This is a genomic window from Nocardia sp. NPDC020380, assembly GCF_044386975.1.
Taxonomy (GTDB): domain Bacteria; phylum Actinomycetota; class Actinomycetes; order Mycobacteriales; family Mycobacteriaceae; genus Nocardia.
This window is the reverse complement of record NZ_JBIRVQ010000005.1, coordinates 576,086-589,045: the sequence shown is the minus strand read 5'-3', so window position 1 is coordinate 589,045 and position 12,960 is coordinate 576,086. Positions and strand designations below refer to the sequence as shown.

The window sequence follows — 12,960 nt, the reverse complement described above, 5'->3', positions numbered from 1 at the left end:
CCACGACGGCAAGGCCGAGATACACGCCAACGGATAGGGTTACCCGCCGGTTATCTCCGCCCGCCGGTAGAGTGCTCCGAGTCCCGTGACGCCCGTCACGTTCGGTGTGGATTTCCCTGCGGTTCAGGAGCTTGATCTCATGGCAGCACAGGGCTCGTCGTCATGCCCACGGTTCGGTTCGATCGGCAACACCCCCGTCCGGCGGTGGCCGCGCGGTTGGCGGCGTTGGCTCACGGTGGCCGCCGCCGTCCTTGCTCTGCCCGCCCTCGCGGGCCCCGCTCTGGCGATGCCGGTGCACCCGCTGCACCGCGCACCCGCCGGGGGATTCGAGGAGTTGTTCGTCCCGTCCAGTATGGGACCCGTCAAGGTGCAAGTGCAGTGGGCCGGGCGCGGCGGCAGCGCGGCGCTGTATCTGCTCGATGGATTGCGCGCCCGCGACGATTTCAATGCCTGGACGTTCGAGACCGATGCCCTCAAACAGTTCGCCGATGACAACATCACGCTGGTGATGCCCGTCGGCGGCCAGTCCAGCTTCTACACCGACTGGCGGGCGCCCTCCAGCACCAACGGCCAGAAGTACACCTACAAATGGGAGACGTTCCTGACCCAGGAACTTCCGGCCTTTCTGGAGGGATACGGCGTCTCTCGCACCAACAACGCGGTCGCCGGACTGTCCATGGGCGGGTCGGCCGCACTGGCGCTCGCCGCGTATCACCGGGATCAGTTCAAGCACGCGTCCTCGTTCTCGGGCTATCTGAACATTTCGGCGCCGGGCATGCGGGAGGCGATTCGCATCGCCATGCTGTCGGCGGGCCGCTTCAACGTGGATTCGATGGCGTGGCCGTGGAGCCCGCAGTGGTTGCGCATGGACCCATTCGTCTTCGCGCCCCAATTGCGGAATCTGCCGCTGTTCATCTCGGCGTCCTGGGGCGTGCTCGGGCCCCACGATCACCCGGATTCGCCGATCGGCATCTTCGATACCGGCAATGCCGTTGCGCTGGAGGCGCTGTCGATGGTGAACACGCTGTCGTTCATGGGGCGGATGAATCAGCTCGGCATCGGCGCGCACTACAGCCTGCCGGTGCACGGCACCCACTCGTGGGGGTACTGGCAGGACGAGCTCGCCACCGCGCGGCCGGACATCCTGGCCGCCTTGGGGGTTGCCTGAGGCTCACTCGAAGATTGCCCGAAGTGTGCTGAATAGCCGCGATTCCCGCGCGTCGCACCCCTCGATCACCTGATCGAGGGGTACAAAGCTTGTGTGGTCAGAGTTGTTCGTGGGACGAAGAGGGCGCGCCTGCGCTGGATGGCATGCGCCGCCGCGGTCGTGTTCCCCCTGTCCGCGGGCACTTTCGCGGGAACGGTCCCGGCGCAGGCCGCACCGGACGCGCCGGCGAGCGCACCCGCCACCATCCAGAAACTGGTATGGCTCACCGACCGCCGGGTGGCGATGTGGGTGAATTCGCCCGCCGCCGGCGCACCCGTGCAGGTGCAGCTGCTGCTGCCACGCGACTGGGGATCCAAGCCGGACGCCAAGTTTCCTGTGCTGTTCCTACTCGACGGCCTGCGCGCCACCGACGAGGAGAGCGGCTGGACCAAGGACGCCGGCGCGGCTGGCTTCTACGCCGACAAGAACGCCCTGGTGGTACTGCCCATCGGCGGCCAGTCCAGCTTCTACACCGACTGGCTGAAAACCGACAACGGCCGCAACTACCAGTGGGAGACCTTCCTTACCAAGGAACTCCCGCCGCTCCTCGAGAGCCAATGGCGCGCCACCACCACTCGCGCCGTGGCCGGCCTGTCGATGGGCGGCACCGCCGCCATGATGCTGGCGTCCCGCAATCCGGGCTGGGTGAAGAGCGCGGCCTCCTACTCCGGCTTCCTCACCCTGACCACCCTCGGCATGCCTCAGATGGTCAATTTCGCCATGCACAACGCGGGCGGGTACGACTCCAATGACATGTTCGGCCCGCCCAGCAACCCGCTGTGGAAGGAACACGACCCGTACGAGCTGGCCGACAAGCTCAAGGGCATCGCCCTGTACGTCTCCAGCGGCAGCGGAGCCGCGGGCCCGAGCGACGCTCCGACGGACATCCCCGGCGTCACCACCAATTACGCGGGCATGGGCCTGGAGATCTTGTCCCGCTTGAGCACCCAGAACTTCGTGAACAAGCTGAACAAGCTGAACATCCCGGTGTCGGTGCACTTCCGCCCCTCGGGCACGCATTCGTGGCCGTACTGGGATTTCGAGATGAGGCAGGCGTGGGCGCAGACCGCCGCCGCGATAGGCGTGGACGGCACGCCACTGGACTGCACGGTTGGCGGCGCGATAGCCGCTGTCGCACAGGGCAACAACTGGCTCGGCGACTGCCTCAGCGGTGAGTACCAGGTGCCGAACGGCGTCGTGCAGGACTTCCGCGGCGGGCAGGTGTACTTCTCGCCCGCGTCCGGGGCACAGCCGGTGGCCGGCGCGATCGGCGGCACGTACGCCGGACTCGCTGGTGCGGCAAGTGGTTTGGGCTTCCCGACCGGTGACGAACGACCGCTGCCGGACGGTCGCGGCCGCTTCCAGGTCTTCCAGAACGGCTCGATCTACTGGACGCCGCAGACCGGCGCGCAACCGGTGCGCGGCGCCATCCTCGACGCGTGGGGCAAACAGGGCTTCGAGCGCGGGCCCGCCGGTTATCCGAACGGCGCGGAGGCGCGCACCCCCAATAAAGACGGTGTGGTGCAGGGTTTCGAGAACGGCCCCATGTACTTCAGCGCCAAGACCGGCGCGCACATGGTGCAGGGCCTGATCCTCGGCAAGTACGCCCAGCTCGGATTCGAGAACAGCCCTTACGGTTTCCCGACCGCCGACGAGGCGCCGCTCAAGGATCTGGGCCGCTATACCCGCTTCGAGGGCGGCAATATCTATTGGAGCCCGCTCTCCGGCAGCTGGGGCGTCCGTAACGGCCCCATCATGGACGCCTGGGGTGCAACGGGATTCGAGAACGGGCCGCTCGGCTACCCCGTGGCCGACGAGGGCCAGAATCCCAATGGCGACATCCAGCAGAACTTCCAGACCGGCACCGTGGTCGTCCACGACGGCAAGGCCCAGGCCTACGGTCTCGACGGCCGCCCCATCACCCCGGCCGCCCCGGTCGCCCAGCCCGTAGCGCCCGCCACCCCGCCCGCCGCGGGAGCCCGCCCGGAAACCCCGCAGCCCGCGCCCCAGCCCGCCGCGCAATGGCCGCTGGCCCCGCAACCCACTGCACCGCAACCTGTTCCGTCGCCGCCCGTGGCACAGCCCGCACTACAGCAGCCGCTCGCCCCGCCGCCCCCGGCGCCGGCCCCCGCGGTCCCGGCCGCGCCCGTGGCCCCGCCGGAGGCCCCGCCCGCCGATCCTGGCCCGGCGCCGATTCCCGCCCTCGGCCCGGAAGTGCGTCCCAACTGACTCGATTCGCATTCCACAGCATGAGAACTGCATGAGGTTCCGAATTCGGGGGCGGACGCGCGGGCCGGTTGCCAGTAGCCTGGGGGCGACCTTGTGCCCGTAGACAGATATAGGAAGCGAATAAATGCAACGGATGCGTGGAAGGGTTTTCGGCGTGGTGGCCGCCGTCGCGGCCGCCGGACTGCTCGCGGCCTGCGGTAACAACGACTCGACCGCGACCAGCACGCCGACGCTGACCAAGACCACGTCCACGACTTCTGTGGCACCCACCACTACCGCGAGCGGCGATACCGGATCCGGCCAGCCCGCGCCGCAGAGCACCCAGGACGCCGCGCCTTCGGACACCTCGACCTCGACTCCCGAGCGTCCCGCGCCGGTGCCGAGCCAGTTCATCACCCCGCCGAGCGGTTCTCCGGCCCTGTCGGACAAGGAGAAGAGCTACATCGACGCGTTGAAGCAAGCCGGTCTCAACCCGGGCTCCACCGATATCGCCATCACCGCGGGCAATCTGGTGTGCCAGGGCAAGGCCGAGAACGCGCCCCAGGATCAGATCATCACCTACGTCACCGCGATCGCCGGGTCCGATCCGTCCTTCGATCCGTCGAAGATGTCGGTCGATCAGGCCGGCAAGATCTACTACGACGTCGCCTCGAAGAGCTACTGCAACAAGTGACCACCCGACGCCGCTCCCGACGCCGGTCGAAACCGGCGGGTTGCCTGCTGCTGATCGCCGCCATCGTGATCGTCGTGATCGTGGCGCTGCTGCTGTGGTACCTGCTGGCCGGCCGGCTGCGGTTGCCGGGTCCCAAGCCGCCGACGCCGACGCGTCCTACCTCGCAGCCCGCGTCCTGCCCGGATGTGCTGTTCCTGTCGATTCCGGGTACCTGGGAGTCGAATTCGAACGATGACCCGCACAACCCGACGGCGAATCCGAACTCGCTGATGCTGAACATCAGCAACCCGATTCGGGAGAAGTTCCCTAACGAGCGGCTCGAGGTCTACACCGTCCCGTACGTGGCGCAGTTCTCCAATCCGGTCGCGATTCCGCCGGACGGGCAGTCGTCCTACAACAACAGCCGTTCGGAGGGCACCTCGCGGGCGATCGGCGAACTGGCCGACACCTATCGCAAGTGTCCGCTCACCTCCTATGTGGTGGTGGGCTTCTCGCAGGGCGCGGTGATCGCGGGCGATGTGGCCGCGCAGATCGGCGCGGGCAAGGGGCCGGTGCCGCAGGATCTGGTGCTGGGCGTGATGACCATCGCCGACGGCCGCCGCGACGAGAACAGCGCGAATCCGCCCACGGAGATCGGTGTTTCGCCGCCAGGCGTCGGCGCGGAAGTGGCGTTGAAGGGACTGAACGTGCCGGGCATCACCATGACCGGTCCGCGTGACGGGGGTTTCGGTGCGCTCGCCAATCGTTCATTCACTATTTGCGCGCCGGGCGATCTGATCTGTGACGCGCCGCGGCAGGCGCTCAGTCCCCTGAACATCATGGGGAGTCTGAATACTCTGGTCCGGGCCGCCGGCAACCCCGTGCACAGCCTCTACAACGGCGACAAGGTCGAGTCGGACGGAACCACCGCCACCGAGTGGACGGTCAACTGGGCCGCGGGCCTCATCCAGAACGCTCCACACCCCGCCCACAGCTGAGCAAGCGCTTACGTGCGCAGACAGAGCCCCCAGTTTCTGGGTCACGTTGTAAGGTACTGCGCACCGGCTCAGCCGGTGCCGCAGCGCAATCCGGACAGCTGGAAGGGTGTTCATGACCGCAATCGCCGCGTCGGCGATGTACGTACACCCGGAAGGTTCGCGGCCCGTCTCGTTCTGGACTGAGCGGAGCGGGGGAGCGAAGCGGAGGAGCGGAGGGAGGGAAGAACGAGACCTCCAGGGCCGCGAACCCGCCCGTAGCGAAGCGGAGGGCCAAAGGCCCTGCGTGCGGCAACTCACATCCGTGTCGGGCGCCGGGGGTATTCCCCACCCACATGGACACTTGACCACCGGTGATCCCGGTGCGGCAGACCGAGTGAGCTGGGATATGTTCGGCTGCTCCGGCGCATGGCCGGGCGGCTCCTCTGTAACATGTCTCTGGTTTGAGAACATCTAGCCAATAGACGGTCACCGCGCAGACCGCAACAAAATTCTGCAGGTTGGCTCTCGCACGGAGCTTCCGCGGGCGAAGAGAGTCGGGGCCTCACAGGTAACAGCGGCGTCAGCCGTCTCTTGCCGCGTGTGCCTCGGAGGAGAAGAAGGAATGGACGAGACTTTCGACGATTACCTCGACGAAACGGGGAACATCACGATTCCCGAGGGGCGCACCCTCGTCGACTACGTCGAGAAGCACACCCACGGCAACGACGCCAATGATTTGGCGTACCGCTACATCGACTACTCACGTGAGCGCGACGGTGAGTACCAGGACCTGACGTGGAGTCAGTTCGGCACACGGCTGCGCGCGGTGGCCGCCCGACTGCAGCAGGTGACCAAGCGTGGCGATCGGGTCGCGGTGCTGGCACCGCAGGGGCTGGATTACGTCATCTCCTTCTTCGCCGCCATCTACGCGGGCACCATCTCCGTGCCGTTGTTCGATCCGGACGAGCCGGGTCACACCGACCGGCTGCACGCCGTGCTCGGCGACTGCACCCCCTCGGCGATCCTGACGGCCAGCTCCTCCGCCGCCGGCGTCCGCCAGTTCTTCCGCTCGCTGCCCGCCGCCCAGCGCCCGCGCATCATCGCCGTGGACGCCATTCCCGACAGCGTCGGGGAGTCCTGGGTGCGCCCGGACATCGTGGTGGACGACATCGCCTACCTGCAGTACACCTCGGGCTCGACCCGGACCCCGGCCGGTGTGGAGATCACCCACCGCGGCGTCGGCACCAACCTGCTGCAGATGGTGAACGCGCTCGACCTGAACTGGAATTCGCGCGGCGTCACCTGGCTGCCGCTGTACCACGACATGGGCCTGCTGACGGTGATCCTGCCCGCGGTGGGCGGCAAGTACATCACCATCATGTCGCCGTCCTCGTTCGTGCGGCGCCCGGCGCGCTGGATCAACGAGCTGGCCGCGGTCTCGGACGGCGCCGGAACCTTCGCCGCCGCACCGAACTTCGCCTTCGAGCACGCCGCGGTCCGTGGCCTGCCGAAGAACGGTGAGGCGCTTGATCTTTCGAACGTGCTGGGCCTGATCAACGGCTCCGAGCCGGTGACCGTCTCCTCGATGAAGAAGTTCAACGAGGCGTTCGCGCCGTACGGCCTGCCCAAGACCGCCATCAAGCCCTGCTACGGCATGGCCGAGGCCACCCTGTTCGTGTCGGCCACCCGGCACGAGGACGAGGCCAAGGTCATCCACGTGGACCGGTACGAGCTGAACGCCGGCCGCGTGGTCAAGGTCGAGCCGGGCTCGGAGAACGCCATCGCGCAGGTGTCCTGCGGTTACGTCGCGCTCTCGCAGTGGGCGGCCATCGTGGACGACCAGTCCATCGACTCCCCGGACGGCGCCGTCGAGCTGCCCGAGGGCCGGGTCGGCGAGATCTGGCTGCACGGCAACAACATCGGCATCGGCTACTGGGCGCGGGCCGAGGAGACCCAGAAGACGTTCCGCAACAAGCTGGTCAACCGGCAGGAGTCCGGTTCGCACGCCACCGACGTACCGCTGGACGGCAACTGGCTGCGCACCGGCGACTACGGCGTGTACGTCGACGGCGAGCTGTACATCACCGGCCGGGTCAAGGACCTGGTCATCGTGGACGGCCGCAACCACTACCCGCAGGATCTCGAGTTCTCCGCCGAGCAGGCCTCGAAGGCATTGCGCCCCGGCTTCATCGCCGCGTTCGCGGTGCCGGCCAACCAGTTGCCGCCCGAGGTCTTCGAGCAGGGCAGCCACTCCGGTCTGCAGTTCGACGCCGACGATGCCTCCGAGCAGCTGGTGATCGTGGCCGAGCGTGGCCTCGGCGCCGGCAAGGCCGATCCGGGTCCCATCGCGGACGCGGTACGGGCCGCGATCTCCTCCCGCCACGGCGTCACCGCCCGCGACATCCTGCTGGTGCCCGCCGGCTCGATTCCGCGGACCTCGAGCGGCAAGATCGCGCGTCGCGCCTGCAAGGCCGAGTACATCGGAGGCACACTGCGTGGTGGTTACACGCAGCAGGCTTTCCCCGATGCACCAGACGAGGAGTGAGGAAAACCCTCACGGTGAATGGCGCGAGTCCCTCCGGCTCGCGCCATTCATGGTTATCGCAGTTCCGCGCTGGGCGGGACCGCGAGAATCTCAATACTGCCGCGCACCATACGCAGACAGGTAACTTGAGGAACTGATGGCTGAGAACGAGGGCACGCCCCCCACCCAGAAGACCGAGAACGCTGCGAGCACCGACATGTCGGTGGCGGAATTGCGCGAGTGGCTGCGTAAATGGGTCTCCGACGCGACCGGGCAGCCGATCGAGAACATCACCGCGGACCGGCCGATGGACGAATTCGGGCTGGCTTCGCGGGATGCGCTGGCGCTGGGTGGCGACATCGAGGAACTGACCGGTGTGGTGCTCAATCCCACCATCGTGTTTCAGCACCCGACCATCGAGTTGCTCGCCGAGCGAATCATCAACGGGGAACCGGACGTTCCGGACGAAGCGGCGGATGAGGCGTTCTACACAGCCGGTTTCACGCCGGGCGAGGCGCACGATATCGCCATCGTCGGGTTGTCCACGCGTTTGCCGGGTGCCGGGGACACCCCGGAGAGCACCTGGGATTTCTTGATCGGCCGCGGTGACGGCATCAGCGATCTGCCCGACGGCCGCTGGGACGAGTTCAAGGGCGACGCCGGCATCGCCGAGCAGATCGCGAACGCCCAGACCAAGGGCGGTTACCTGCCGCAGGACGTGGTCAAGGGCTTCGATGCGGAGTTCTTCGCCATGTCCCCGATCGAGGTCGAGCGGGTCGATCCGCAGCAGCGGCTCATGATGGAGCTGACCTGGGAAGCCTTGGAGCACGCCCGGATTCCGGCGAACGAGCTCAAGGGTGAGCCGGTCGGTGTGTTCGTCGGTTCCTCCACCAACGATTTCGCGTTCATCATGGCGCAGTCGCTGGGCGCTCCCCGCGACCCCAATGTGCCGCTGTCGGCCGAGGCCTACGCCCTGATGGGCGCGTCGAACGGCATCATCGCCAATCGCGTCTCCTACTTCTACGACTTCCGTGGCCCGTCGGTCACCGTCGATACCGCCTGCTCGGCGACCCTGGTCGCGGTGCACGAGGCCGTGCGCGCGCTGCGCACCGGCGACGCCGATCTCGCGCTCGCGGGTGGCGTGAACATGATCCTGGCCCCGGTGGCCTCGCTGGGCTTCGACATCAATGGCGCGGTCGCCAAGAACGGCCACATCAAGGCCTTCTCGGCCGATGCCGACGGCATGGTCCGTTCCGAGGGCGCGGGCCTGGTCGTCCTCAAGCGGCTCACCGACGCCGAGCGGGACGGCGACAAGATCTACGCGGTGATCAAGGGTTCCGCCGTCACCAACGACGGCCGTTCCGCCGGCTTGTTCGCGCCCAGCGTGGACGGCCAGGCCGAGGCCCTGCGGCGGGCGTACCGGGACGCCGGAATCGTGCCCACCCAGGTCGACTACATCGAGGCGCACGGCACCGGCACCCCGATCGGCGACCCGATCGAGGCCGAGGCCCTGGCCCGCGTGGTCGGCCGCGGCCGCGACGCCGACAAGCCCGCGCTGCTGGGTTCGGCCAAGACCAACTTCGGTCACCTGGAATCGGGTGCGGGCGTGCCCGCCCTCGCCAAGGTGATCATGGCGTTGCAGCACAACGTCATTCCGCCGAACATCAACTACGCCGGGCCGAGCCCGTTCATCCCGTGGGATCAGGCGCATCTGAAGGTCGTCGACGAGCCGACCGAATTCCCGCGCTACAGCGGCGTCGCGACCATCGGTGTCTCCGGTTTCGGTTTCGGTGGCACCAATGCCCACGTCGTGATCCAGGAGTACGTGGCGCCCGCGCCGCCCGCGCCCGCCGCCGCGTCCGTCGAGGACGCGCGCGAGGACCTGAGCCTCGAGGAGCAGCTGGACGACGAGGCCACCGATGTGGTCTCCGAGGCCGAGCGCATCGTGGAATCCGCTGCGCCGGAGGCGGAGTGGACCCGCGAGGAGCCGCTGCCGGTCATCATCCCGGTCTCCGCGTACCTGCCGTCGCGCCGCAAGCGCGCCGCCAAGGATCTGGCCGATTGGCTGGAATCCGAAGCGGGACAGGCGACTCCGCTCGCCGATGTGGGCCGTTCGCTGGCCAAGCGCAACCACAACCGTTCGCGCGGTGTGGTTATCGCCAAGACGCACGAGGAAGCCGTCGCGGGCCTGCGCGCCATCCAGGAGGGCAAGCCGGGCAACGGCGTCTACACCGCCGACGCCCCCGCCGCCAAGGGTGCGCTGTGGGTGATGGCCGGATTCGGTTCGCAGCACCGGAAGATGGGCAAGCAGCTCTACACCGAGAACTCGATCTTCCGGAAGGCCGTCGACCAGGTCGACGAGCTGGTCGTCGACGAGGCCGGATACTCGGTCAAGGAGATGATCCTCGACGACACCATGGACTGGGATATCGGCACCGGTCAGGTCGGCACCTTCACCATCCAGGTGGGTCTGGCCTCGGTGTTGCGGGCGCACGGCGCCGAACCCGAAGGCGTGGTGGGTCATTCGCAGGGTGAGGTCGCGGGCGCGTACATCTCGGGCGGTCTGCCGCTCGAGGACGCGGTCCGGGTCATCTGCGCGCGCTCCCGGCTGATGGCCGAGGGCGAGGCCATGCTGACCGATGATCAGGTCCGCAATATGGCCCTGCTGGAATACAGCGCCGCGGACATCGAGAACCTGAAGTCCGAATTCCCGGACATCGAGGTCGCGATCTACGCCGCGCCGACCAATACGGTGATCGGTGGCGTCCCGGATCAGGTGCAGGCCATCGTGGCTCGCGCCGAGGCCGAGGGCAAGTTCGCCCGCGTGCTGCCGACCCGCGGCGCCGGCCACACCTCGCAGATGGATCCGCTGCTGGGCGAGCTGGCCGCCGAGCTGGCCGGCATCGAGCCGACCAAGCTGAAGCGCGATCTGTACTCGACCTCGCACCAGGACGCCGTCTACCGGGCGGGCCACGCCCCGGTGCACGATGTCGACTACTGGACCGGGAACATGCGCGGCTCGGTGTATTTCACCAACGCCATCCGGCAGGCCGTGGACGCGGGCATCACCACCTACCTGGAGCTCGCACCGCATTCCGTCACCCTCATGCAGGTGCTGGGCACCACCTTCGCGGCCGGTGTCCACAATGCGGCGCTCATCCCGACCCTGAAGCGCAAGGAAGACGAGGGCGCCGCCGTCGTCTCCGCGCTGGCGCAGCTGTACGTGCAGGGCCACAAGGTGGATCTGTCCTCGCTGCTGCCCGCCGGCGACTACGCCGATGTGCCGCGCACGGCCATGATCCGCAAGGAGTACTGGCCCAAGACCGGTGCCGGCCTGTCCAACTCGGGCAGCTCCCGGGTCCCGGGCGCGCATGTCGCGCTGCCGGACGGCCGCCACGTGTGGGAGGTGCAGGCCTCCGCCGTCACCGATCTCGCCGCGCTGGTGCAGGCCGCTGCCGCACAGGTGCTTTCGGATGTCACGCTCGGAGCGACGGTGGCGCACACCGCGATTCCGGCCGCCGGCACCCTCACCACCACGCTGACCCCGCACCTGGGTGGCGCGTCGGTGTCCGTGCACGCCAAGGAGGGCAATGCCTTCCGCGCGCTGTTCGACGCCGTCGTCAGCTCGGGCGCGCCGCTGCCGGAATCGGCGGTGGCACAGCCGGTCGCGGCCGCTCCGGCCGCGGTGACCGCCGCCGTCGAGGCCGTCGAGGCCCCGGGTGAGCGCTGGAACCCGAACGGCTCGCAGACCGTGGAGCAGCGGCTGGCGCTGATCGTCGCCGAATCCATGGGCTATGCGGTCGAGGACCTGCCGATGGAGATCCCGCTCATGGAGCTGGGTCTCGATTCGCTGATGGCCATGCGCATCAAGAACCGCGTCGAATACGAATTCGACATCCCGCAGCTGCAGCTGCAGGCGGTCCGCGACGCCAGCCTGCTCGAGGTCGGCAAGGTGCTCCGCTACGCCATCGAGCACCGGGATCAGCTGCAGGAGCTGGCCGATCGCCAGGCCGCCGGCGAGGACATCTCGGTCGACGCCGACATGATCTCGGCGGCCCGCGCGGCTGTCGCGGCGGGCACCGACCCGCTGGCCGCCCTGCCGATCCCCGAGCAGTCGACCGGCACCACCGCGCAGACCAAGGCGGACGAGCTGGACGCGGTCACCGACGATGTGGTGGCAGCGGCCACCGAGATCACCGAAGCGGCCGCGGGCGACCAGGATTCGGCCACCACCGATGCCGACTTCGAGCCGGCCCCGCCCGTCGCCGGAACCGACAAGGACAATGTCCCGCCGCGTAATGCCCCGGAGCGGTTGGTCTTCGCCACCTGGGCGCTGGTGACCGGAAAGTCTGCCGGCGGCATCTTCAACCCGCTGCCGAAGCTCGATGACGAGACGTTCGGGAAGCTCCTCAATCGGTTGTCGGAGCGCGCGAAGGCGGAGATCGACGCCGAGCGGATCCGTTCCGCTGCGACCATCGAGAAGATGGCCGACGTAGTGGCCGAGTACCAGGAGCACGGCGATGACGTCGAAGGCTTCGTCCGCACACTGCGTGCGAAGGAAGCCGGTTCGGATGCGCTGCCGGTCTTCGTGTTCCACCCCTCGGGCGGTAACACGCTGGTCTATGAGCCGCTGCTGAAGCGTATTCCGGCCGGTACTCCGATGTACGGTTTCGAGCGGGTCGAGGGCTCGATCGAAGAGCGCGTGCGTCAATACATTCCGGAGATTCGCAAGCGTCAGCCGGAGGGGCCGTACGTTTTCTACGGTTGGTCGCTGGGTGCGGTGTTCGCGCTGACCGCCGCACAGATCATGCGTGCCGAAGGTTCGGATGTGCGGCTGGTCGGCCTCATCGATCTCGCGATTCCGACCGAGCCCGAGCACAATACGCCCGAGGAACGAATCGGGCGGATCCGGCGGTTCCAGGAGTTCGCCAAGAAGACCTACGGCTTCGATGGCGAACTCGATGATGAACAGATCGAGGAACTGGCTGCCGCCAGCGACGAGGAGCAGTACCAGATCATCATCGAGCTGGTGAAGTTCGCGGGTGTCGACATCCCGGGCGGTGTGCTCGAGCACCAGAAGTACTCGTGGGTCGAGGGTCGTGAACTGCAGAAGGTGACCCCGTCGAGTTACGACGGCAAGGTGGTGCTCTACCTCGCCGATCGCTACCACGACGGCATCATCGAGCTGGAGCCGCGTTACGCGGACCGCCTGCCCAACGGCGGCTGGGACGAGCACCTTTCGGATCTGGAGATCATCCACATCCCGGGTGATCACCTGCAGATCATCGATGAGCCGCGCATTGCGACCATCGGCGCCGATCTGACGAAGAAGCTCGCCGAGATCGACACGGACGGGAAATAGCTCCACAGC

5 protein-coding genes and 1 pseudogene are annotated in these 12,960 nt (G+C 67.6%); all 6 read left to right on the top strand.

The window, feature by feature from the left end; all coding sequences use genetic code 11:
• The first annotated feature begins 139 nt into the window (after nucleotides 1–139).
• The 6 genes and pseudogenes from ACH438_RS16680 to pks13 all read left to right on the top strand — a co-directional run bounded on the left by ACH438_RS16680 (nucleotide 140) and on the right by pks13 (nucleotide 12,951).
• Nucleotides 140–1,168, top strand: a complete 1,029-nt coding sequence (locus ACH438_RS16680; RefSeq protein WP_397005892.1) for an alpha/beta hydrolase — start codon at nucleotides 140–142, stop codon at nucleotides 1,166–1,168.
• 138 nt (nucleotides 1,169–1,306) lie between these two features.
• Nucleotides 1,307–3,106, top strand: a pseudogene (locus tag ACH438_RS16675) (alpha/beta hydrolase-fold protein); the annotation flags it as partial.
• A 454-nt stretch (nucleotides 3,107–3,560) separates the two neighbouring features.
• Nucleotides 3,561–4,109 carry a DUF732 domain-containing protein gene (locus tag ACH438_RS16670; RefSeq protein ID WP_397005890.1) on the top strand — a complete coding sequence of 183 codons (549 nt, stop codon included), beginning with the start codon at nucleotides 3,561–3,563 and terminating at the stop codon, nucleotides 4,107–4,109.
• A complete protein-coding gene (locus tag ACH438_RS16665) occupies nucleotides 4,106–5,086 on the top strand; it encodes a cutinase family protein (RefSeq protein ID WP_397005888.1) in 981 nt (326 codons plus the stop codon). The genes ACH438_RS16670 and ACH438_RS16665 overlap by 4 nt, the downstream gene beginning before the upstream one ends.
• A gap of 601 nt (nucleotides 5,087–5,687) precedes the next feature.
• Nucleotides 5,688–7,610 (top strand): long-chain-fatty-acid--AMP ligase FadD32, encoded by a 1,923-nt coding sequence (fadD32, locus tag ACH438_RS16660; RefSeq protein ID WP_397005886.1) that lies wholly within the window; start codon nucleotides 5,688–5,690, stop codon nucleotides 7,608–7,610.
• Between the two features lie 136 nt (nucleotides 7,611–7,746).
• Complete coding sequence (gene pks13, locus ACH438_RS16655; RefSeq protein WP_397005884.1) at nucleotides 7,747–12,951, top strand: polyketide synthase Pks13; 5,205 nt, start codon at nucleotides 7,747–7,749, stop codon at nucleotides 12,949–12,951.
• The last annotated feature ends 9 nt before the right edge of the window (nucleotides 12,952–12,960 follow it).